20 protein-coding genes and 1 tRNA gene are annotated in these 23,239 nt (G+C 62.7%); 8 read left to right on the forward strand and 13 right to left on the reverse strand.

All coding sequences use genetic code 11. The features are described 5' to 3' along the window. Positions 1-206: 206 nt before the first annotated feature. Entirely contained in the window at positions 207-1,415 is a 1,209-nt protein-coding gene (locus C9E81_RS12865) for an MFS transporter (RefSeq protein ID WP_122112751.1), read from the reverse strand. Positions 1,416-1,987: 572 nt separating this feature from the next. On the opposite strand from C9E81_RS12865, the gene deoC reads away from it, so the two are divergent. Both deoC and C9E81_RS12875 read left to right on the forward strand, forming a co-directional pair. Beyond that, the gene (gene deoC / locus C9E81_RS12870; RefSeq protein ID WP_122112752.1) at positions 1,988-2,917 is read left to right on the forward strand and encodes a deoxyribose-phosphate aldolase; all 930 of its coding nucleotides are present in this window, start codon (positions 1,988-1,990) and stop codon (positions 2,915-2,917) included. Positions 2,918-2,933: 16 nt separating this feature from the next. Beyond that, positions 2,934-5,294: an aldehyde dehydrogenase family protein gene (locus tag C9E81_RS12875; protein WP_122112753.1), complete on the forward strand. Its 2,361-nt coding sequence runs from the start codon at positions 2,934-2,936 to the stop codon at positions 5,292-5,294. 115 nt (positions 5,295-5,409) lie between these two features. Here C9E81_RS12875 and C9E81_RS12880 read toward each other — a convergent pair whose 3' ends face one another. The 6 genes from C9E81_RS12880 to xdhA all read right to left on the reverse strand — a co-directional run bounded on the left by C9E81_RS12880 (position 5,410) and on the right by xdhA (position 13,714). Beyond that, the gene (locus C9E81_RS12880) at positions 5,410-6,486 is read right to left on the reverse strand and encodes an FAD-binding oxidoreductase (RefSeq protein ID WP_122112754.1); all 1,077 of its coding nucleotides are present in this window, start codon (positions 6,484-6,486) and stop codon (positions 5,410-5,412) included. Positions 6,487-6,489: 3 nt separating this feature from the next. Further along, the gene (locus C9E81_RS12885; RefSeq protein ID WP_122112755.1) at positions 6,490-7,722 is read right to left on the reverse strand and encodes an aromatic ring-hydroxylating oxygenase subunit alpha; all 1,233 of its coding nucleotides are present in this window, start codon (positions 7,720-7,722) and stop codon (positions 6,490-6,492) included. A 232-nt stretch (positions 7,723-7,954) separates the two neighbouring features. Further along, a complete protein-coding gene (gene guaD / locus C9E81_RS12890) occupies positions 7,955-9,229 on the reverse strand; it encodes a guanine deaminase (RefSeq protein WP_122112756.1) in 1,275 nt (424 codons plus the stop codon). Next, the gene (gene xdhC, locus C9E81_RS12895) at positions 9,217-9,957 is read right to left on the reverse strand and encodes a xanthine dehydrogenase accessory protein XdhC (protein WP_122112757.1); all 741 of its coding nucleotides are present in this window, start codon (positions 9,955-9,957) and stop codon (positions 9,217-9,219) included. Before xdhC ends, guaD begins: the two co-directional genes overlap by 13 nt. Continuing rightward, positions 9,954-12,260, reverse strand: a complete 2,307-nt coding sequence (xdhB, locus tag C9E81_RS12900; RefSeq protein WP_122112758.1) for a xanthine dehydrogenase molybdopterin binding subunit — start codon at positions 12,258-12,260, stop codon at positions 9,954-9,956. Before xdhB ends, xdhC begins: the two co-directional genes overlap by 4 nt. 2 nt (positions 12,261-12,262) lie before the next feature. Continuing rightward, entirely contained in the window at positions 12,263-13,714 is a 1,452-nt protein-coding gene (gene xdhA, locus C9E81_RS12905) for a xanthine dehydrogenase small subunit (protein WP_243698635.1), read from the reverse strand. Positions 13,715-13,825: 111 nt separating this feature from the next. Here xdhA and C9E81_RS12910 point away from each other — a divergent pair, with 111 nt between their 5' ends. Further along, positions 13,826-14,728, forward strand: a complete 903-nt coding sequence (locus C9E81_RS12910) for a LysR family transcriptional regulator (RefSeq protein WP_122112759.1) — start codon at positions 13,826-13,828, stop codon at positions 14,726-14,728. A 111-nt stretch (positions 14,729-14,839) separates the two neighbouring features. Here C9E81_RS12910 and C9E81_RS12915 read toward each other — a convergent pair whose 3' ends face one another. From C9E81_RS12915 to C9E81_RS12935, 5 genes are all read right to left on the reverse strand, one after another. After that, entirely contained in the window at positions 14,840-15,601 is a 762-nt protein-coding gene (locus C9E81_RS12915; RefSeq protein WP_243698636.1) for a VOC family protein, read from the reverse strand. A 16-nt stretch (positions 15,602-15,617) separates the two neighbouring features. After that, complete coding sequence (locus tag C9E81_RS12920; RefSeq protein ID WP_122112761.1) at positions 15,618-16,028, reverse strand: DoxX family protein; 411 nt, start codon at positions 16,026-16,028, stop codon at positions 15,618-15,620. 108 nt (positions 16,029-16,136) lie between these two features. Next, positions 16,137-17,039, reverse strand: coding sequence for a LysR family transcriptional regulator (locus C9E81_RS12925; protein WP_122112762.1), 903 nt, complete (start codon positions 17,037-17,039; stop codon positions 16,137-16,139). Beyond that, entirely contained in the window at positions 17,039-17,578 is a 540-nt protein-coding gene (locus tag C9E81_RS12930) for an NADPH-dependent FMN reductase (RefSeq protein ID WP_122112763.1), read from the reverse strand. Before C9E81_RS12930 ends, C9E81_RS12925 begins: the two co-directional genes overlap by 1 nt. Positions 17,579-17,628: 50 nt before the next feature. After that, complete coding sequence (locus tag C9E81_RS12935) at positions 17,629-18,570, reverse strand: ring-cleaving dioxygenase (protein ID WP_122112764.1); 942 nt, start codon at positions 18,568-18,570, stop codon at positions 17,629-17,631. 1 nt (position 18,571) lies between these two features. On the opposite strand from C9E81_RS12935, the gene C9E81_RS12940 reads away from it, so the two are divergent. From C9E81_RS12940 to C9E81_RS12950, 3 genes are all read left to right on the forward strand, one after another. Then, positions 18,572-19,606 carry a LysR family transcriptional regulator gene (locus tag C9E81_RS12940; protein ID WP_243698637.1) on the forward strand — a complete coding sequence of 345 codons (1,035 nt, stop codon included), beginning with the start codon at positions 18,572-18,574 and terminating at the stop codon, positions 19,604-19,606. Positions 19,607-19,783: 177 nt separating this feature from the next. Beyond that, positions 19,784-20,029 (forward strand): hypothetical protein, encoded by a 246-nt coding sequence (locus C9E81_RS12945; RefSeq protein WP_122112765.1) that lies wholly within the window; start codon positions 19,784-19,786, stop codon positions 20,027-20,029. 278 nt (positions 20,030-20,307) lie between these two features. Beyond that, positions 20,308-21,123 (forward strand): helix-turn-helix domain-containing protein, encoded by an 816-nt coding sequence (locus C9E81_RS12950; RefSeq protein ID WP_122112766.1) that lies wholly within the window; start codon positions 20,308-20,310, stop codon positions 21,121-21,123. Here the strand turns inward: C9E81_RS12950 and lipB are convergent. After that, complete coding sequence (gene lipB, locus C9E81_RS12955; RefSeq protein ID WP_122112767.1) at positions 21,095-21,775, reverse strand: lipoyl(octanoyl) transferase LipB; 681 nt, start codon at positions 21,773-21,775, stop codon at positions 21,095-21,097. The two genes, C9E81_RS12950 and lipB, sit on opposite strands and share 29 nt — an antisense overlap. Positions 21,776-21,935: 160 nt before the next feature. On the opposite strand from lipB, the gene C9E81_RS12960 reads away from it, so the two are divergent. Then, positions 21,936-22,022, forward strand: a tRNA-Leu gene (locus C9E81_RS12960). Positions 22,023-22,372: 350 nt separating this feature from the next. Next, positions 22,373-23,173 (forward strand): glycosyltransferase family 25 protein, encoded by an 801-nt coding sequence (locus C9E81_RS12965; protein WP_208021167.1) that lies wholly within the window; start codon positions 22,373-22,375, stop codon positions 23,171-23,173. The last annotated feature ends 66 nt before the right edge of the window (positions 23,174-23,239 follow it).

Raw genomic sequence — 23,239 nt, forward strand, 5'->3', positions numbered from 1 at the left:
GGTTTACCGCGCCAAACCCCGCTCGTCGAGAATGCCGCCCCATGCTTCGACGTCCCGAAACAGACGTGGAGCGGCTTTGCCATTTCTCGGTCAATCAATCTTATCCGGTTGTATTCGCTCGAATTTCAAGAGGGAAAATCGATTGTCGCACTTAACAATACGAAACCTCTATATAGTGTTTCCACGGATTGGACGATCGGAGCCGGTCAACCCCCAAGCTGATCCTGCTTGGGCAAGAAGATGGTCAATATGCCCAGCACCGGCAGCATCGAACACAGCAGGAATACCAGATCCAGCCCTTGCGCATCGGCCAGCACCCCGAGCGCAGCGGCAGAGATGCCCCCCATGCCAAAAGAAAAGCCAAAGAACAGCCCGGCCACCATGCCGGTTCGGCCCGGAACAAGCTCTTGGGCAAAGACCACGATGACCGGAAAGGCCGAAGCCAAAATCAACCCGATCACCAGCGACAGGATCCCGGTCGGGATCAGTCCGACATGCGGCAAGGCCAAGGTGAAGGGCAGAACCCCGAGAATCGAGAACCAGATGACCTTCAGCGGCCCGACACGATCCCCGACGATGCCGCCCAGCATGACACCCGCGGCCATGCCCAGCAGGAATAGGAACAGCATGAGCTGCGCGCCCTGCGGACCGAGCCCGAATTTCTCGATGGTGAAAAAGGTAAAATAGCTGGTCATCGCGGCGCCGTAGATATTCTTGGTAAAGGTCAGCACTGCGAGCACGATAATCGCCCGCACCACCACCTTGCGGGGCAATCGCAGCGCTGTATCCGGTTGGGCGGCCGATGCCCGCCTGCGCCCCTCGGCCCAATTGCCGACCTGATAGAGCATCGCGACGCCCAGGGCAGCGGCGACCGCGAACCACGCCACGGCGGGCCTGCCCAGGGGGACCACGATGAAGGCTGCCAGCAGCGGGCCGAGCGACTGGCCGAAATTGCCTCCGAGTTGGAACAGGGATTGCGCGGTGCCGAACCTGCCGCCCGACGCCAGCCGCGCCACGCGCGAGCTTTCGGGATGAAACACGGCCGAACCGATTCCGATCAGCATCGCGCCTGTCAGCAGCACCCAGTATTGATGAGCGAATGCCAGCAACAACACCCCGCAAAAGGTCGAGGCCATCCCCAGGGACAGGGACCGCGGCTGCGGATGCCGGTCCGTTACCATCCCGACGACCGGCTGCAAAAGCGAGGCGGTGACCTGAAAGGCCAGCGTCATGATACCGATCTGGGTATAGGACAGCGAAAACTCCGTGCGCAGCAACGGATAGATCGCCGCCAGCATCGACTGCATCACGTCATTGACCATGTGACACAGGCTGATCGCCAACAGGATATTCCACGCGGTTCCGGCTCCGGCCAGACGGCCCGGGCCTGAGGGTTCGGTGCTCTGCACACTCATCACGTTTCCCCGATCATTGATGAGCCGCCTTTACCAGCCGCTTGCAGAAGAGAAAATACGGCATCGCCGCCAATCATGCGCCGGAAACCGCCAAACCCGGTCTGTAGATACATCAACCATCAGAAGGAATGGTGACTGAGTATCATCGAATACGGCTGATTCGCATTGCTCGGAGCAAAGCCGGACTATCGAAGTCATACCCCATACTGGCCCTGCTCCGGGGAAGCTGCCGCCACGGCATCGCGTCACCCGTCCTGATCAAGCTGCACCAGGCCTTCCGTCATGTCGATGCACGCGATATTCATCTCCCCATAACGCGGTTCCGCCCCTAATGTGGCGAAAGAACAGGGAGATCGCCACGATATGCCACATATACGGTGTTCCGAAGCAAGCATTCCCGGCATATGCGCCACCACGGCTGAAGAGCCCGTCGCGGCGAGACGGCAAAGTCATGGCACATTTCGCATTGGAGCATATTCATGACTGTTGAGGCGAAAACACCGAACCGGCCACAAACGCATCCTGTGCCCGTTCGCACCGGCACGGAATCCGGCCACGCGCGCAATCCCGGAATGCCGCTTGCCACCGAGATGTTCGAAGGGCACGCGATAAACCGTTCGGCTGCCGAACGCCGTGCGGCAACCCTGACGGCCCGCCGTTCGGTCAAGAAGCTTCATCAGGCTGCCTGGCTGGTCAATGCGATACGCTGCATCGACCTGACCACGTTGGCCGGCGACGATACCGCGGCGCGCGTCCGCAGGCTCTGCGCCAAGGCGCTCAACCCGCTCGCTCCACATATAAAAGAGGGGTTGGGCCTTGGCGACATGAGGCTCACTACCGGCGCTGTCTGTGTATATCCGACCATGGTGAGGCATGCGGCAGAGGCGTTGGAAGGGTCGGGCGTGCCCGTCGCCTCGGTCGCTACCGGCTTTCCGGCAGGTCTCATGCCGCTCGACCTGAGACTCGCCGAGATCCGCTATGCCGTCACCGAAGGCGCGGACGAGATCGACATCGTCATCACGCGCGAGCATGTCCTGACCGGCAACTGGCAGGCGCTCCACGATGAGATCAGCGCCATGCGCGAGGCGTGCGGTAAAGCGCATATGAAGGCGATCCTCGCGACCGGCGATCTGCAAACCCTGCGCAATGTCTATGCCGCCTCGATGGTGGCGATGCAGGCGGGTGCGGATTTCATCAAGACCTCGACCGGCAAGGAGGGGGTGAACGCCACTCTGCCCGTCAGCCTGGTGATGATCCGGGCGCTGCGCGATTACGGCGCAGCCACCGGCTATCGGATCGGCTTCAAGCCCGCTGGCGGCATGAAAGCCGCCAAGGAAGCGCTTGCCTGGCAGATCCTGATGAAGGAAGAACTGGGCCGCGAATGGCTGAACCCGGATCTGTTCCGCTTCGGCGCCTCATCGATGCTGGGCGATATCGAGCGCCAGCTCGAACATCACGTCACCGGGCGCTATGCCGCATCCTCGCGCCACGCGATCGCCTGAAGGAGCGTTGCACGACATGACCACCATCACGGATATTCTCGCCACCATGGATTATGGACCCGCTCCCGAAGATACCGGCATCGTGACCGATTGGCTCGAACGTCATTCGGGCGGTTTCGGCCATTACATCGGCGGCGCTTTCACCAAACCGGGCAAAACCTTCGATACCATCAATCCCGCCACGGGCGGGACACTCGCCAAGGTCACGCAGGGCACACAGTCTGACGTGGATGCGGCGGTCAGGGCCGCTCGCGCTGCGCAACCGAAATGGGCCGCGCTTTCCGGACATGAACGGGCGAAATATCTTTACGCGCTGGCCCGGCACGTGCAGCAGCACGCGCGCTTTCTCGCGGTTCTGGAAAGCCTGGACAATGGCAAACCCATCCGCGAAAGCCGCGATATCGATGTGCCGCTGGTAGTCCGGCACCTATATCATCATGCGGGCTGGGCCGAGCTGATGGAGGACGAGTTTCCCGGCACCGCTCCGGTCGGGGTCTGCGGTCAGGTCATCCCGTGGAATTTCCCGCTGCTGATGCTGGCATGGAAGATCGCCCCTGCCCTTGCCGCAGGTAATACCGTGGTGCTGAAACCGGCAGAATATACGCCGCTGACGGCACTGGCCTTTGCCGGGATCGCATCGGAATGCGGATTGCCCAAGGGTGTGCTGAACATCGTCACCGGCGACGGCGAAACCGGTGCCATTATTACCGGCCACAAGGATATCGACAAGGTTGCCTTTACCGGCTCGACCGAGGTCGGTCGGCTCATCCGCAGGCAGACCGCGGGATCCGGCAAGTCGCTGACATTGGAACTGGGCGGTAAATCACCTTTCGTCGTCTTTGCCGACGCGGATCTCGACGCCGCCGTCGAAGGCGTCGTGGATGCGATCTGGTTCAACCAGGGGCAGGTCTGCTGTGCCGGAGCCCGAATCCTCGTGGCCGAGGCCGTTGCCGAGCGGTTCGAGACCCTTCTCAAGGCCCGTATGGCGCAGCTTCGCGTGGGTGATCCGCTGGACAAGTCCACGGATATCGGCGCCATCGTGCATCCTGTCCAGCTCGACCGTATCCGCGAGCTGATGGATCAGGGCGTGGCCGAAGGCGCAAAGCTTTTCCAGGGAACGGCGCCCGAGGGCTGCTTCTATCCGCCGACACTGGCAACCGGGGTCGAGCCTGCATCGGTGCTCGCCACGGAAGAGATTTTCGGCCCGGTGGTGACCCTTACCCCGTTCCGCACGCCCGCCGATGCGCTGGCACTGGCGAATAACACGCGCTACGGGCTGGCCGCGTCGATCTGGTCGGAGAATGTCAATCTCTGCCTCGACATCGCCGCCCGGATCAAGGCGGGCGTCATCTGGGTCAACTGCACCAATGTGTTCGATGCGGGCGCAGGCTTTGGCGGCTATCGCGAAAGCGGCTTCGGCCGCGAAGGCGGGCGCGAGGGCATGGCGGCGTATATTACCCCTCCCAGGCAAAAAGCGAAAAAGCCCGAGACTGCTCCTGCCGCACCCGAAGCGGCGCCCCGAACGGATGGCGCCGCCGAAGGGATCGACCGGACCGCCAAGCTTTATATCGGCGGCATGCAGGCGCGTCCCGACAGTGGTTATTCCTACAGTGTCAACGGACCGAAAGGCGGAATCGGGCTGGCCGGGCTCGGCAACCGCAAGGATATCCGCAACGCGGTGGAGGCCGCGAACAAGGCCGGCGCTTGGGGCAAGGCCACGGGACATAACCGGGCGCAGGTGCTTTATTACCTGGGCGAGAACCTGTCGGCACGCGCCGCCGAATTCGAAGAACGCCTGCGCAGCTTCGGCACCGGCAAGGGCAAGGCCGCCGAAGAGGTCGAAACCGCCATCCGGCGCTGCTTCTGGTATGCGGCGCAGGCAGACAAGTTCGACGGCGCCGTGCACCAGACCAAAAGCGCCCATGTGACGCTTGCCATGCATGAGCCCCTTGGTGTGATCGGCATCGCCTGTCCGCTGGCCCATCCATTGCTGGGCCTTGTCTCGACGGTGCTGCCGGCGATTGCCATGGGCAACAGCGTCGTGGCGATCCCCAGCCAGATCCATCCGCTCGCGGCGACAGACTTCTATCAGGTGCTGGAAACCTCGGATATACCCGACGGTGTGATCAATATCGTCACCGGCCCGCGCGACGACCTGGCCAGAACGCTGGCGCAGCACGACGATGTGCAGGGCATGTGGTATTTCGGCACAGCCGAGGGCTGCCGGATGGTCGAAACCGAAAGCGCCGGAAACCTCAAGCAGACCTGGATCGAAGACGGTGCCGAAAGGGATTGGATCGGAACCGGGGGACAGGGCCGCATCTTTTTGCAGCGAGCGACACAGGTCAAGAATATATGGGTGCCCTACGGAGAGTAGACCGGTTCGACAACCCGCCCCGGAGGGGACGCTCCTGCCGAAGCGCCGCTTCTTCTTTGTCCAAATACCTTACGACGCCTGCGGCAGATCGCAGCATTTGCCCGGGAGTCCCGGCCTAAACGTCGACCACCACCTTGCCGATCGGGTTCGAACAGCAGGCGAGGATATATCCCTCCTCGATATCCTCCTCCGAGATGCCGCCGTTATGGACCATATGCACCTCGCCCTCCAGTTTGCGGGTCTTGCAGGTGCCGCAAAGCCCAAAGGTGCAGCCCGAGGGGATGTTCAGCCCATTGGCCTTGGCGATGGCCAGCACGGTGTCGGTCTCGTGGCAGCGCGCGCTGATGCCCGATGCGGCAAAGACCAGTTCCGCCCTGGCTTCCTCGTCGGGAACCACATCGTCCAGATCAGGAGCCTGCGCCTCGGTCTCGACCGGGGTTCCAAAGCTCTCCTGATGATAGTGGTCCATGTCATAGCCAAGCGAGATCAGGATATCCCGGACAGCCTGCATGAAGGGCTCGGGTCCGCAACAGAACACCTCCCGTTCGAGATAGTCGGGAGCCATAAGCCCCAGCATCAACTGGCTTACCCGGCCGCGATATCCGTGCCAGGAGCGGAACTCGTCATGCTCCTCGACGGTGATATGCAGCTGCAACCCCGATTCCCGGTTGGCCATATGGTGCAACTGCTCGATGAACAGCACATCCGAGGGGCGGCGCGCGGCATGGACGAAAACCACATCGGGCTTCAGCCCGCTATCCCATAGCCATGTGGTCATCGACATCATCGGGGTGATGCCCGATCCGGCCGAGATGAACAGATATTTCTTCGCCGGATGCCGCTGCAGGCTGAAGATGCCCGACGGTCCCCAGGCCTTCAGCTTCATCCCTGGCTTGAGATTGTCCATCATCCAGCGCGTCCCGATCGAGTCGGGCTGTGCCTTGGCGGTGATCGAGACATGCATAGGCCGCGAGGGTGAGGATGACAGCGTATAGGTGCGCTGCACATTCCCGCCCGGCACCGGCAGATCCAGCGTGACGAACTGGCCGGGTTCGTAATCGAACCATGCCCCGGACGGCGAACGGAAGGTGAAAGTGGTGGTGTCCGCCGTCTCGGGGATCATCTGGGTGAATTCCAGCATCTCGGAATCGTCCCAGGGCTCTCCCGACCAGTTTATACGCTGTTTGGCCATGACCTACTCCGCTGCCGCCTGCAGCCCCAGACGGCTGGACATCAGGCCGCAATACCAGTCGACCAGATGCAGCACGCCCATCTCCTGCCGCGGCGAATAGGGGCCGGGTTCATAGGCAGGGCTGAGAATGCCGGCCTGGTTTTCCTCGACCACGCGGCGGTCCTCGTCATTGGTGGCCAGCCAGACCTCGGTCAGCTTGTTCAAGTCGTAATCCTTGCCCTCGACCGCGTCCTTGTGAACCAGCCATTTCGTCGTCACCTCGGTCTCGGTGGGGCTGATCGGCAGGATGCGGAAGACGATGGCGTGATCAGGCAGGAAATGGTTCCAACTCGTGGGGAAGTGATAGAACATCATCGCCCCGGCGTCGTTCCACGGAATCGTGCCCATGCGCCGCGACACCGCCGCCTTGCCCGACATTGTAAAGCTTTCCTGATGATCCATCAGCGGCACACGCGCCAGGCGCCACTGCATGTCGGGGGCGCTCACGAAACGGGCAGGCAGGCCGGCGGCATCGCAGCGGTCCCAATGGTCCAGGATCTCTGCGCTGGCCGAGTTCGGGCCTTCCATCACGGTCATCTCGGGATCGTCGGAATAGGTCCGGCACAGCGAAGGGTGCGAACCGCCGCAATGATAGCATTCGCGATTGTTTTCCAGCACCAGCTTCCAGTTGCCCTTCTCGACGATGGTCGAGCTGAAAGCGACCTTGGCATCCGCAAGGGCGCTTGGGGCCAGATAGGTCATCAGGTTCTTGGCAAGGTCGTTGATCGCCGGCGGCACCTGCGCGATGCAGATGAACACCATGCCGCCGATATCGACGCAATGGACCGGCTTCAATCCGTATTTCGAGGCATCGAATCCCTCGCCCATATCGCGGGCATAAAGCAGCTTGCCATCCAGATCGTAGGTCCATTGGTGATAGGGGCAGACCAGCTTGGGATTGCTGCCCGAGGCCTTGGGACACAGCCGCTGGCCACGATGGCGGCAGACATTGTGGAATGCACGGATCCGACCATCGGCGCCACGAATGACGATCACCGGATATTGCCCGACATTCAGCGTGGCGAAATTTCCGGTCTTGGGAATTTCGCAGGCCGGCACGGCGAAAAGCCATTCGCGGTACCAGATCTGCTCCAGGTCGTCCTGGAGCGCCTGCTGGCCGCAATAAAGGTCACGCGGCAGGGAAAAACCGGGCTGACGGGCCGCGATCAGTTCGGCGGTGGAGGGGGCTGTGGTCATCACGCACCTGTGGCTTCCATATTGCGCTCTTGGCGCTGCTTGACATGGCACAGACCGCCTCGCCGCATGGGACAAGGCTGCCTGTAGACCTAAATTATATTGGGTGGTGATTCCGTGCGGACAATTTGCGACACAACAGTGTCGGATTGAGACACGGGCGCAGAATCGCGCCCGGATGATGCCGCCCCGCCATATCCGCAGGCGATTGCCGGGCTCCTTGCACGGTGGATGTCTATTTCCTTGGCTTGCCCGCCACATAGACCTGCGCGACAGAACGATCATCCCCCATGATCTGCAGAATGAACAGCTCTTCGGCCAATGCCTCCGCCCGTTCCATCCGCAAGGCCATCGCCTCGGTCGCCCTTGCATCCAGAACCACCAGATCGGCATCCGATCCCGGCTCCAGCGTGCCGATCCGGTCCTGCATCCCCAGGGCCAGCGCGTTGCCGCGCGTCGCCCAGTGGAAAGCCTGCAGCGGATGCAGTTTCTGGCCCCGCAATTGCAGGATCTTGTAGCCCTCGTTCAGCGTCTGAAGCATCGAATAGCTGGTGCCGCCGCCGACATCCGTGGCAATCCCGCTGACGATACCTGCCGCACGCAGCCCGGCCTCGTCGAACAGGCCCGAACCGAGGAACAGATTCGAGGTCGGGCAGAACACCGCACGGCTGCCGGTTTCCGCCATCCGGGCAATCTCGCGCTCGCGCAGATGGATCGAATGGCCCAGCAGGAGCTTGTCCGAAAGCAATCCGTATGTCTCGTATATGTCCAGATAATCCCGCGCATCGGGATAAAGGCTCAGGGTGAATTCGATCTCTTCGAGATTCTCGCTCAGATGGGTCTGGACATGGCAATCGGGATGCTCACGGACCAGCGCGCCGGTTGCCTCCATCTGTCCGGGTGTCGAGGTGATCGCGAAGCGCGGCGTAATCGCATAGCGCTGACGGCCCCGCCCGTGCCATTTCTCCAGCAGGCGCTTGCTGTCGTCATAGCCCTGCTGCGGCGTGTCCAGCACGGAATCAGGCGCGTTGCGGTCCATCATCACCTTGCCCGCGACCATCGCCATGTTGCGCGACTCGGCGGCGGAGAACAGCGCCTCGGCACTAGCGGCATGGACCGAGCAGAAGGCAACGCCCGTCGTCGTGCCATGGGCGGTCAACTGGTCGAGAAACAGCCCCGCCATGCGGGCGGCGTGATCGGGATCGGCGAAACGCGCCTCTTCGGGGAAGGTATAGGTATTGAGCCAGTCCAGAAGCTGCGCGCCCCAGCTTGCGATCACCTGAACCTGCGGGAAATGGATATGCGGATCGATGAAGCCCGGCATGATCAGATGCGGGCGATGGTCGATCTCGGCCACGCCCGAACGGGCGAGCGCGGCATATTCGTCCACGGCAAGGATGCGGCCACCCTCGATCAGGATGGCGCCATCCTCGATATAGCGGTGGTTGTCGTCAGTCTCAGAAGGATCGGCGTGAAAGCCGAGCACTCGGCCCCGGATCAGCTGTTGCATGGATATTTTTCTGAAGAAGAAGTTGCGGTCAGCCGGGTCATCAACTCGGCGGCGGTATAGGCGGCGATCACCGCCGGGCGCTTGTCGGACGAGAACCCCGCGCCGATGGGGGAGATCAGCGGCGTGGGGTCGATACCACGATCGCGGGCAAAGCGGTTGAACTGCGCGCGTTTCGTGGCACTGCCGATCATGCCGATATAGGCGAGGTCGCTGCGCGACAACGCCTCGGCGACCAACATGAAATCCAGCGCATGGTCATGGGTAAGGATGACGATGGCGGAGCCTGGCCGGGCGGCCCGGATCTCGGCCTCGGGCAGTGGGGTAAGACGGGTCTCAATGCCCGGGGCGGCGAGCGCCAGTTCCTCGGGGCGCTGGTCGATCAGCGTGGCGTTGACCGGCAGCGGTTGCAGCGCCAGCGCCAGTGCCCGGCCGACATGGCCCGCGCCGAAGATCAGCACATGGGGATGATCCTGCGGCGTTGCGGCCTCCCGGTCGAGGCTCAGCCGCACGCGACCCCCGCAACATTGCCCGATCTCGGGGCCAAGGGGGATATCCATCTCGGCCTGCGCCTCGCCGGATTCCAGCATCCGCCGGGCGCGGTCGATGGCCATGTATTCCAGTTGTCCGCCGCCGATCGTGCCTTCAACAGAATCGGGGCCGACGAACATCTCGGCCCCCTCGTCGCGCGGGGTCGAGCCCTTGGCCGATATGACGCGGACCCGGATCATCCCTTCAGCCGGTTCACGGCCATCAGCACGCGCTCGGGCGTGGCGGGGGCGTCGAGGCGGGCCGGTTCGCGGTAATCCGCCACCGACGCAACGGCCATGTTGATTGCCTCGAACACCGAGATCCCCAGCATGAAGGGAGGCTCGCCCACGGCCTTGGACCGCTTGATCGTGCGCTCGCTGTTTTCCGACCAGTCGGCCAGCTTCACGTTGAAGATGCGCGGACGGTCCGAGGCGAGCGGGATCTTGTAGGTCGAGGGCGCATGCGTGCGCAGTTGCCCCTTGTCGTCCCACCAGAGCTCCTCGCAGGTCAGCCAACCGGTGCCCTGCACGAAGGCACCCTCGACCTGGCCCTTGTCGATGGCCGGGTTCAGGCTGCGGCCCACGTCATGGATCACATCGGCGCGGTCGATCACGTATTCGCCGGTCAGCGTATCGACGGAAACCTCGGACACCGCCGCGCCATAGGCGAAGTAATAGAAAGGCCGTCCCTGCCCCGTCGCGCGGTCCCAGTGGATCTTGGGCGTCTTGTAGAAGCCCGCCGCCGACAGGTGGATGCGGGCCATATAAGCGGCCCGGATCACCTCGTCCCAGGGGATTGCCGTCTCGCCCGCCATCACATGACCGGGCACGAAACGCACATCCTCGCGCGGGGCCTGCCAGCGCTCGGAGACGAAATCGACCAGCCGGGCCTTGATCTGTTCGGCCGCGTCCAGCGCCGCCATGCCGTTCAGGTCGGTGCCCGACGAGGCCGCGGTGGCCGAAGTATTCGGCACCTTCTCGGTCGTGGTGCGGGTGATCTTGATGCGCGAGATATCGCATTGGAAGGCCTCGGCCACGACCTGCGCCACCTTGGTGTTCAGGCCCTGCCCCATCTCGGTCCCGCCATGGTTCAGCGCGATGGAGCCGTCGGAATAGACATGGATCAGCGAGCCGGCCTGGTTGAACCATGTCGCGGTAAAGCTGATGCCGAATTTCACCGGGGTCAGTGCGATACCCTTGCGGATCACGCCGCCTTTCGCGTTCCAGTCCAGCACCGCCTGACGGCGGGCCTGGTAATCGCTGCTGGCTTCGAGTTCCTCGAAGATACGCGGCAGGATCTGGTCGCTGACCTCCTGGTGATAGGGGGTCAATTGCCCGTTCTTGTAGAGGTTCTTCTGCCGGATCTCGTAGGGGTCGCGGCCAAGCGCATAGGCGATCTCTTCGATCATCCGCTCGGCCACGATGACGCCCTGCGGCCCGCCAAAGCCCCGGAACGCGGTGTTGCTGACGGTATTGGTGCGCATCGGATGGCTGCGCAGAAGCACATCGGGGTAGTAATAGGCGTTATCGGCATGGAACAACGCCCGGTCGGTAACGGGACCGGACAGATCGGCCGAGAAACCGCAGCGCGCATACCAGTCGCCTTCGACGGCCAGGATATGGCCTTCGTCGTCAAAGCCGACCTCGTAATCGACCACGAAATCATGGCGTTTGCCGGTGGCCGTCATGTCGTCGTCGCGGTCGGGGCGGATCTTCACCGCGCGGTTCCATTTCTTCGCGGCCATGGCGGCGACGCAGGCGAACAGGTTCATCTGCGTCTCCTTGCCGCCGAATCCCCCGCCCATGCGGCGCACATTCACCACCACCGAATGCGAGGGCACGTCCAGCACATGGGCGACCATATGCTGCACCTCGCTTGGATGCTGGGTCGAGACATTGACCACGACATCCTCGTCCTCGCCTGGCACCGCCATGGCGATCTGGCCTTCGAGATAGAAGTGATCCTGCCCGCCGATCCCGAACCGCCCCTTAATGCGGCGCGGAGCGGCGGCCATCCCGGCCCCGGCATCGCCGCGTTTCAGCGTCAGCGGCTCGGTCACGTAATCCATCCCGGCATCGCGCGCAGCAACGGGGTCAAGCGCGAAGGGCAGCTCTTCATAACTGATCTTGGCCTTGTGGGCGGCGCGGCGGGCCTGGTCGCGGGTCTCTGCGATGACGGCAAAGACCGGCTGGCCCCAGAACTTCACTTCACCCTCGGCAAAGACGGGATCGTCATCCTTGCCATTGGGCGAAACGTCGTTGACGCCCGGAATATCCTTGGCGGTGAGCAGGCCAATCACCCCGGGCGCGGCCAGAGTCTCGGTGAAATCCATCCCGGTGATGCGACCATGGGCGCATTGCGACAGACCCAGATAAGCATGGATCAGGCCATGAGGTTCGGCCAGATCGTCGGTATATTCGGCCCGGCCGGTCACATGCTTGACGGCCGAATCGTGGATCGTCTCGCTATGGGCGAGGCCCTTGATGGCGATATCGTCTTTCATGCTCATTCTCCCACCGCGTATTGCAGCCGCACGGGCAGATCGGGTTCGGATTGCTCCAGCCAGAAGCGGCGGAACAGGTTGGCGGCGATGGCCTGGCGGTATTCGGCGCTCGCCCGCCAATCGGTCAGGGGCTGGAAATCCCTCGCCACGGCACGGGCGGCGGCGTCGAAGCTGTCAGCGGCAAAGGGCTGCCCGGTCAGCGCCGCCTCGGCCTGCGCGGCACGCTTGGGAATCGCGGCCATGCCGCCGAATGCGACCTTCGCCTGCGTAATGATACCATTTTCAACGCTCAGGCAAAAACCGGCAGCAACAGCGGTGATGTCGCTGTCGCGGCGCTTGGAGATCTTGTAGGCGGCCAGTTTCGCCTCCGGGCGCGTCGGGATGATGACCTCTTCGACGAATTCGCCGGAGGCACGGTCCTGCTTGCCGTAATCGATGAAGAAATCCTCCAGCGCCACCTCGCGCCGAGCCGCACCCTTGCGCAGCACGATCCGCGCACCGAGCGCGATCAGCAGGGGCGGCGTGTCGCCGATGGGCGAGCCATTGGCGATATTCGCGCCGATTGTGCCCATGTTGCGGACCTGCCAGCCGCCGATGCGCAGCCAGTAATCATGCGCGGCGGGAATATGCTTGGCGATCAGCGGGGCGGCCTCGCTATAGGTCACGCCCGCGCCAAGGCGGAGTTCATCGCCCTTCACCGCGATGCCCTTCATCAGGTGGCCAATGAAGACGGCGGGGGAAATATCGCGCAGGAATTTCGTCACCCACAGCCCGACATCGGTGGCGCCCGCCACGATTGTCGCATCGGGGTTTTCCTCCAGCACGGCGGCGAAATCATCGACATCTGCGGGAATGATCGCGCGCTCGCAGCCTTTGGACAGTTCGACCCGGCCCTCGCGCATCGCGTGCAGCCGTGCCGCCACCGCGTCGCGTTCGACCGCCAGCGCATCCATCGCCTGCCCGCCCTGCTGCCCGGCGGCCAGGGCGGCCTTCACGATCGGCTCATAGCCGGTGCAGCGGCAAAGATTGCCCTGCAGCGCCTCTTCGATCTGCGTCACGCCCGCCTGCGGATCGCTCATCCACAAGCCGTAAAGCGACATCACGATCCCCGGCGTGCAGAAGCCGCATTGGCTGCCGTGATGCTCGACCATCGCCTTCTGGATCGGATGCAGCCCGCCATCCGGGCCGCGCAGATGCTCGACCGTGACGACATGGCAGGCATGGCAGGACGCCAGGAACCGGATGCAGGCATTGATCGGCTCATAGACCAGCCCATCCTCGGTCAGCTTGCCCAGCAACACCGTGCAGGCGCCGCAATCGCCCTCGGCGCAGCCCTCCTTGGTGCCGGTCAGGCGGCGGGCGATACGCAGATGATCCAGCAATGTATCCGAGGCCCCGACCTCGGTCAGCCTGATCTCCTGATCGTTCAGCAGAAAGCGCAGCTCGGGCTTCATGGCAATCCTCCTGGCTGTGAAACCGTCCGAAGCGTAAGCCGGAAAGAATCGTTGCGAAATCGGTCCCGACGCGGAAGACTTTACACGATTCCTTGAAAGCGGCCTAACCCGATGTCCTATCTTGAAAGTCTGAGAGTCTTTGTCCGCGTGATCGAGTTGGGCTCGATCACCGCCGGAGGCAGGGACTTGCGGCTGTCGCCCGCCGTCGCCTCGAATCGTATCAAGGATCTTGAAAATCGCTTCGGCGTGCGGCTCCTGAACCGCACGACCCGCAAGCTGACCCCGACAGAGATCGGGCGTGCCTTCTATGACCATGCCCGCCGCGTCATCGACACGCTGGACGAGGCCGAGGCGATGGTCAGCAGTTTCTCGGGCAAGCCGCAGGGGGTAATCCGGCTGACCGCGCCCCTGGGGCTGGGGCGACGATTGATCGCGCCCCTGATCCCGCCCTTCTGCCGTGACAACCCCGGGGTGGAATTCCGCCTCCGACTATCCGACCGCAACGTGAATATCGTCGAGGACGCCATCGATCTGGCATTTTTTCTGGGAGAGCCTGCCGATTCCGCGCTGAAATGGCGCAAGATCGCGGATTGTCCGCGAATGCTGGTCGCATCGCCCGAATATCTTGCGGCCCATGGCACGCCCGAACGCCCCGAGGACCTGGCCGATCACAATTGCCTGTTGCTGCGATATCCGCGCAGCCCGGAATATTTCTGGGTGCTCCAGACCGAGGAAGGCCCGAAAAAGATGATGGTGTCGGGACGGTTCGACACCGATGACGGGGATGTGCTGACCTCATGGGCACTTGGTGGAGAGGGAATCGCGAATCGCCCGCAATACGAGGTGATCGACGACATCAAGGCCGGGCGGCTGGTGAATGTGCTGCCCGAGGCCCCGCCCATGCCCGCCCAGTTCGGCAGCCTGACCCCGCATCGCCGCCTGCAGGATCCCAAGGTCCGCATGTTTGCCGACTACGCGGTGCGGGAGCTGAAAAAGATTTTCCTGAACGTATAGTTTCAGCCGGAAACATTTTTCCTTCGCAACCATCCAGGGCCGCGCGGGGATTCGCGGCGACTGTATTTCGCCTGCATCTGACCCGCGCCACGAGACCGGCAGGTATCCGGATCAAACCATCCTGAACCGCGTGCCCCAGGGATCGGTGATGATCTCTCCCGCCCGTGCAGGATCATTCACCACCACTTCGGCCAGCCCGGTCATCCTAGGGTCACGCGGGCCCGCGCCCCGACTGTTCCAGACATTGCCCGCAAGATGATGATGATAGCCGTTCCAGCCATACCACACCCCACCCGGCCCTTCGAAAGTCCGGGTCATGCCCAGGGCTTCGCGAAAGAACTCATCGGCCGGAACCAGATCGCCCACCTGCAGATGCACATGGCCGACACGGCTGCCCGAAGGCGCGCCACGCCACTCCCCTATGCCAGAGGCCGTCAGGCCGTTCAGGTCCAGCCGCATGGTGAACATCTCGACCCGATCGCCCTCGCGTTTCCATTCGGATTCGGGCCGGTCCCAATATACCTCGATACCGTTGCCCTCCGGGTCATCCAGATAGATTGCCTCGCTGACGCCATGATCCGAAGCTCCGCTCAGCCGAAGCCCGACATGGACAGCATGGCGCAGCCACCGGCCCAGATCGGCACGTTCGGGCAGCAGGAAGGCTGTGTGAAACAACCCAGCCTGCCCGGGATCGCGCGGCTTGGCATGCGGATCCTCGCGCAGTTCCAGCAGCACGTCCCCGCCCGCGCCCAAACGGCGGACGCCGCCTTCGCCGCCAAGCGGGGCAAGGCCGAGCATGGTCTCGTAAAAGGTCGCCATGCCGGACAGATCCCTCACCGTCAGGGCGACGTGATTTATGGATTTTCCGGTCATGATATCCCTCATCGCGTCAGTTGCGGCCAAGGGCGGCGGAACCGCCCCCGATCAGCGCCTGCACGATCAGCGCGATGGTCCAGAAGGCCGGATATTCCCATCCGCCTCCCTCGTTGCTGAAAAAGAATCCGTTCGCGCCATGGCTGAAGATGATCGTGCCCAGCATCACCGGCACCAGCGCGAGTGCCGCCAGGCGAACCTGCCAGCCGACGATCAGCGCGATACCACCGATCACCTCGGCCGCAATCACCAGATAGGCCAGCGCCCCCGGCAGGCCGATCGAGCCAAAGAACTGCGCCGTGCCAGCAGGGGTGAAGACAAAGATTTTCAGCCCGGCATGAGCCAGAAACAGCACCCCCAGGGTTACCCGCAGGATCAGCGCGGCCAATCCGGGCGCATTCAGTTTTTCATTCAAAGCGGTCAGCATGACTCGGCCCTTTCACAAAGCATTGCCTGTGTTCATGGGCGTAATATGCGCCTTTTCCAAATGGATGATAATCAGTGAAAATGGAAGATAATTTATTCCAAACAGGAATCAGTTACTCCAGTCATGATCGGGCCCCCAACGGTCGCGCAAGAATTCCAGCAGCACCCGCAGGCGCGAGGTCATATGCCGGCCCGAAGGCGTCATTGCGTAGACCCCGGATTCGCCGTCACGATATTTCGCCAATATCTCGACCAATCGCCCGGCGCGGATCGCCGGGGCCGAGATGAAATCCGGCACGCGGGTGATGCCCAGTCCGGCCTCGGCGGCTATGACGCAGGCTTCCGCATTGCCGAAGCGCAGGCGGCCGGGTAGATCCAGCAAAACCGGCTCGCCCCTGTCGCGAAAGTTCCACGCATCGGGACGGGCAAAGTTCAGGTCGGTCACGATATCATGGCCAGCAAGGTCGGCGGGTCGGCGCGGCACGTCCCGCGCCTTGAGATAGCCGAGCGCGGCGACGACCTGGATGCGCATGACCCCCAGCTTGCGGGCCTTGAGCGTGGAATCGGCAGGCTGGCCGATCCGGATCGCTGCATCAAAGCCATGTTCTGCCAACCCCATGTAACTGTCGGTGAAATGCACCTCCAACCCGATGCCCGGATGCTGCCGGGCGAAATCGGCCAGTGCGGGCATCAGTTGAACGGTGCCAAAGGTCAACGGTGCGGTCAGCCGAACTTGCCCCCGCGGGTTTTGCCCCGCATCGCGCAGGCTGTCATCCAGATCGTCGAGCTGCTCGATGATAGCACTGATGCGGGTGTAATAGGCCTCGCCCTCGGCGGTGGGAGAGATGGCGCGGGTGGTGCGGTTCAGTAGCCGCACTCCCAGATGCGCCTCCAGCCAAGAGACCAGCTTGGACGCCTGTCCCGGCGAGGTGCCCAGTTGCTTTGCCGCGGCCGAGAAGCCGCCGAGACGGACGACCTGCGCGAACATGCGGTCGGCGGCGAGACGGTCCATTACAGGCTGGCGGCGAAGCCGGCGACGAAATCGGCGAGCTTCTGGCGGGTCTTGTCGTCGGTCAGGTTGCCGTCCTGATCGAACAGCTCGCCCGCGCGCGAGACCAGCAGGCGCCCCTCGTGCCATTGCCGCGTGCCGAGTGTGCGCAGCACGGGCAGCCAGTGGCTTTGCGAATGAGCAGTGCCGAAATTGCCTGGCGATGCGCCGGTGACGGCGACCGGCTTGCCCCTGAAATTCTTGCCGCCATCGCCGCGCGACATCCAGTCGATGGCGTTCTTGAATACACCGGGAATGCCGTTGTTGTATTCGGGCGTGACCAGCAGCAGCCCGTCGGCCTCGGCCAGTTGCCGGTTCAGATCCAAAACCGGCTGCGGAATGCCCTGCGCGGCCTCTGCATCGCCATCGTAAAGGGGCACTTCGGCGATGGATCCGATGCGGATCTCGACGCCTTCGGGCGCGGCATCTCGGGCGGCGCGAAGCAGGCCGGAATTGAACGAGGCGCGGCGCAGGCTGCCGCTGAGGCCAAGAATGACGGGCATGGTTTCCTCCCTGTGATGGCCGGGGGCGGGGCGCCCCCGGCGGGTTCGGCTCAGGCGAGGGGCTTCAGCCCCGCCTCGATCTGCGCGCGTTTCGGTTCGAGGAAGGGCGGCAGTGACAGCCCTTCTCCCATGGTTTCGCGCGGCTCGTCCACGTCGAATCCGGGCTCGTCCGTGGCGATCTCGAACAGATTGCCGCCCGGTTCGCGGAAGTAAAGCGAGCGGAAGTAATAACGCTCGACCTCGCCCGAATTCGGAACGCGGAAACCCGAGACGCGGCTGGTCCATTCCGTCAGCGCCTGCTTGTCGGGCACGCGGAAGGCGACATGGTGAACCGCGCCCGCCCCCTGACGCGCGACGGGCAGGCCGGGCTGGACCGCGACATGCAGTTCAGCCGCCGCACCGCCCTCGCCCATCTCGAAGACATGCACCTGTCCCTCGCCATCGGGGCTGGGATAGTCGCGGCTCTTGCGCATGTTCATCACCTGCGTCAGCACCGCCTCGGTCGGGCCGAGATCGGGGACAGAGATGGTGATCGGGCCAAGGCCGCGGATCTGGTGTTCTGCCGGGACGGGGCTTTTCTCCCATACCACGGAATTGCCCTCGGGCGCGGCGACGAGGCGCAGGCGCTGGCCCTCGGGATCCTCGACATCGAGGCTGGAGCGGCCGTCCAGCACCGTGATCTGCCCCACATCGACACCCCGGTCGCGCAAGCGTCCGGCCCAGTAGTCGAGGCTGGCCTCGGCCACGCGCAACCCGGTGCGGCTGATCGAATGCGTGCCCCGGCGCTCGCGGGCCACCGGCCAGTCGAAGAAGGTGATATCGGTGCCCGGGCTGCCCGCGCCATCGGCGAAGAACAGGTGATAGGCGGATGTATCGTCCTGGTTGACGGTCTTTTTCACCCGCCGCAGGCCGAGCGTATCGGTATAGAAACGGTTGTTTTCCGGTGCATCGGCGGTGATCGCGGTCAGATGGTGGATTCCTGTCAGCTGCATGATGCGGCTCCTTTCCCTTGTCCGAACGCAATATGGCGCAGCGCCGCCGTTCGCGGCACCCGGCGCCTATGCAAAGCGGCGTTCGGATATTGCGAACGGCGACAACTGGGCTATTGTCCTGATTATGGGCTGGTCGATCAGTGATATCGAGACATTTCTGGCGGTTCTGGATGCGGGCAGCATCTCGGGCGCGGCGGCGCGTGCCGATCTGTCCAAATCCGTCGTCAGCAAGCGGATCAGCGATTTCGAGGCGTCCCTGGGCGTGCCCCTGTTCACGCGTCATGCCGGGCGGATCACACCGACCGACAGCGCCTTTGCGCTGGCCGAACGGTTGCGCCCCGCGCTGGCCGAGCTGATCGCCGCGACCGAGAGCGTCGCCGGGCCAGAGGTCGAACTGCGCGGGCGGCTGGCCATAGCCGCGCCGATGAGTTTCGGCATCCGCCACCTGGGGCCGGTGATCGCCGGTTTCGCACGCGCCCATCCGGGTCTGGAGATCGTGCTGGAATATGACGACCAGCTGACCGATCTGGGGCGCTCGGGTTTCGATGTCGGCCTGCGGATCGGACATCTGAAGGACAGCACATTGATGGCCCGCCGCCTCTGCGAAGACCCGCGCGCCCTGGTTGCCAGTCCCGATTACCTGGCGATGCACGGCCCGCTGAGCGATCCAGCAGACCTGCCCCGGCACGAGGTGATCGGCTATCTGAATGCGCGCCTTGGCGAAATATGGCCCTTTGGCCCCGGTATTCCCCTGCCGCGCTTGGGCCGGATCGCTGCGAATAACGGCGAGGCCATGCGGGATCTGGCCATTGGCGGGTTGGGGCTGGCGCTTTTGCCGCTGTTCATCGTGCATGACGCGCTGCGCGAAAGGCGGCTGATCCGGGTGCTGCCCGAATTGCCGCAAGAGCCGCTGCCGGTCAGCGTGGTCTGGCCGCCGGTCAAACCGATGCCCCGCAAGGTAAGGCTGTTCATCGATCATCTGGCCAATGCCTTTGCCGAATCTCCGCCATGGCAGGATGGGCTGGAGGCGGGCTAAGCGGCATTTGCCGGTTTCGCGCCCCCTCCGAGCCGGACACGCCGCATAACGGTATATAAAATATCTTGTCTGCGACAATTCCGTAACAGACCGCCACAAATGCGAGTCTGCAAAAAGGTTGGTTAATTGGTTAATATTACTCAATGACCGCCGAGATGGCGACAAGCAAAAAAACCTATGGTGTACAAATTGAATAGTATCGATAGCGCCAAGTCGCAACGGAATTCCAATGGCCGCGGCCGACGATCATGGAACGCCTATGTCCTGCATGCGCCGCTTGAGCTTGAACAACGTGTTCTTGACGATGCGGGCCGGCAGATCGAAGCGGTGGCCTTCGCGGTCGCAGACCGTATCCCGGCAGGGCGGACAGGCGAGTTGATGGAACTTGCAGCCCGAATCCAGAACTTCTGTATACGGGCATGAACGAGAAAGGAGGATGAATCACGACCAGCAGGAGATAACCATAACAGAGCAGGCCAGCGATCAGAATACTTCCAATGCTCCCCCAAAGAACACGCATGGTTCTGTCACGTATCGCTCATGAGGAATACGAGGCATCCTCTCTGGTTCGCTCATGGCCGATGCAACTAGGCCGGGACGGATGGGCAGACCGTTCCGGCTTGTTTAATTGGTTAACACTAGCCGAGACACGGCAGATATGCCATGCTGGCGCGATAACCAGTCGTGCCAGCAGTGGTATAATGTCTGTTCTTGAAGTATTTGGCCAGAACTTGCGGAATTTGACGGCCCTCCGGGGGTCTCAGACCTCGATCGCGCAGGATCTGGATATCAATCGCATCCAGTTTCAGCGCTACCTGCGCTCGGAATCCTTCCCTAAGCCAAATGTCCTTCGGAAGATATGCGACTATTTCGGCGTGGACGCACGGATCCTGACAGATCTTCTGACGCCCGCGCAGCTCGAACTGATCTCGGCAGGGCTCTATAAGACCGCGACGATGCCGCCGGAAATCGCCGCCATGCAGGAGGCGGTTGGTTTCTGCGCGCCGGATCAGGACTATTTTCACGGCAGCAACGAGTTTCCCGACGGAATTTACCAGATATGGCGTGGCGCGAATTCACGCCGCGACTGTGCGACGCAATTGCTGATGCGCGTGCACACGCTTGCTGCGGCGCGGGTGGTGCGGGGTTATACCTCGCGCGATCTGAGCCCGCGCCATCTTCGCGGGTTCGGACGGAAACGCGAGTTTCGCGGAATGGTGCTGCGGCAGCGCGAAGGCTATACGATACTGTTTTTCCATAGCGAACCGTCCCGGGCCATTTCACTGATGCACCTTCGCACCATCGAATTGGGGCTGATGTCTGCTGCGACAGGCATTTCGGTACTGGCCCGCAGCGAACAGGAATTCGGAAACCGGATCACCCGCTGCCTCGTCATGAAGGTGGAGGGCGGTCTGCCGGGCATGCTGGAAGCGGCGCGCATGCCCGCTTTCCTGCCCTGGGACGAAGTGCCCAAGCAAATCTACCCTTTCATTCGCCCCCAGAAGGAATGTTTCTGACCTCGTCCAGGCCGAAACGCGCGGGAAACGTGGCCTTCAGCGCGGAATCGAGATCCGTCATGGTCACCGGCAGGCCCAGGTCCACAAGGCTGGTGACACCGTGCCCGCTGATGCCGCAAGGGACGATGCCGTCGTAATGCGACAGGTCGGGTTCGAGATTGATCGAGATGCCGTGAAAGCTGATCCAGCGGCGCAGCTTGATTCCAATGGCGGCAATCTTGTCCTCTCGCGGAGTGCCATCGGGCAAGGGCGGTTTTTCGGGGCGCGGAACCCAGACCCCGACACGCCCCTTCCTGATTTCACCAGTTACACCGAACTCGGCCAGCGCCGCGATCACCCATGCCTCCAGCCCGGCCACGAAGCGCCTGATATCACGGCCGCGGCGATTGAGATCCAGCATCACATAGACAACCCGCTGCCCCGGACCGTGATAGGTATATTGCCCGCCGCGCCCGGTCTCGAACACCGGAAAGCGGGCCTGCAGCAGATCGGCAGCCCTGGCACTGGTTCCGGCGGTATAGAGAGGCGGGTGTTCGACCAGCCATATCGCTTCGTCCGCTGTTCCGGCATGGATCGCGGCGACTCGCGTCTCCATGAACTCCACGGCTTCTTCATAGCCGGTCAGGCCGCTGCTGATGATCCATTCCACCATGTTGCGATCTGAACCGAAGCAGCGGCGACGTCAACCCGGCGCATGCATGGCAGCTCCGGTCGCGGGGCAAATCGCATCCACGCCACGAACGGCAGGTTATGCAAAAATCCCTCTTCCCATTTCCGGCGCTCTCGGCTATGACCCGCGGCACTGCCCGGATGCGGTCGTGGCGGAATTGGTAGACGCGCAGCGTTGAGGTCGCTGTTCCCTAACCGGAGTGGAAGTTCGAGTCTTCTCGACCGCACCATTTTCCTGGAACGATTGCCGATTTGGGGGCGCCGGGGATTTCTTTGCCGCCCCGCAGCACAGCCATGCCGCCTTGATGGATCGAGCCGTTCCCGGCAATCGTGAAACCTGATCCCCTTGAGTCCGCCGCCATTCCCACCCGGTTGTGGGAGGTCATGAAAACAGGGATTGACTGCAAGGAATATTCAATTTTAGGTTGAGTTATGCGGCGGACGGAACCCGCTGTGATCTGGCTTGTTTACGTTGTCTGAAGCGCGGCCCGGCAAGGGCCGGGTCTGTGTTTATTCGAGGTGTTGCGATGGCTGATCACGAAATCGCATTGCAAAAGGCGGCCCCGGAGGCAGGCCGACAATGACCGGGCCGGAGCTGGTGGTGCTGCCGGAGAGCCGTCAGAGGCTCGCGGTCTACCTGATCAACATGGACGGCGCTGACGAACGGCGGATCGCGATGCAGCGCAAGCTGGATCAAGCGGGGCTGGCTTTTCAGCGTATCCGGGGGATCGACGGACGAAATCTGAAATTCCCGATCCCCGAATTCTGCGAACGATCCTACCGGCTGCTGCATGGCCGCCGGACATCTCCCGCCGAGATCGGCTGTTATCTCAGCCATATCGAATGCGCGAAGGAGTTTCTTCGCAGCAATGCGGATCTGGCGCTGATCCTAGAGGACGACGTATCTTTTGACGGTGATTTCCTGGAATGCCTGGATCGCGCGGCACAGCACAGGGATCAATGGAATCTGCTGCGTCTGACCACCGTCAACAAGGGGCGCAAGTTTCGTGTGCGCAACCTGGGCAACGGGCATTTTCTGGCGATTGCGTTGACCCGTGAAAAGGGGGCCGGGGCATATGTGATCGACAGAACCGCAGGCCGATGGTTCATATCGGACATGATGCCGATGCGGCTTGCCTTTGATATCGCGTTCGACCTGGAATATCTGCATGGGCTGCGCGCCTGCTTTGTCGATCCGCTGCCAGCGACGCAACGATCCGATCACATGACGCAGATACAATCCACCATCCGTGCCTGCAAGCTGCCGCGATGGCGCTATCTGACCGTGCTGCCATACCGGGCCTGGCTGGAAATCACCCGGGTGATCTGCCGGGGTCGCAGGCTGACAGCAGCGCGGTCTCTGCTCTCCGAACGGGCGTAGGCGATGACGCGGGCTTGCCGCGTCAATTCAGCGCCATGGGCCAAGGCTCATAGCGGTCAAGAATGA

It is taken from the genome of Paracoccus alkanivorans (genome assembly GCF_003697785.1).
Classification (GTDB): domain Bacteria; phylum Pseudomonadota; class Alphaproteobacteria; order Rhodobacterales; family Rhodobacteraceae; genus Paracoccus; species Paracoccus alkanivorans.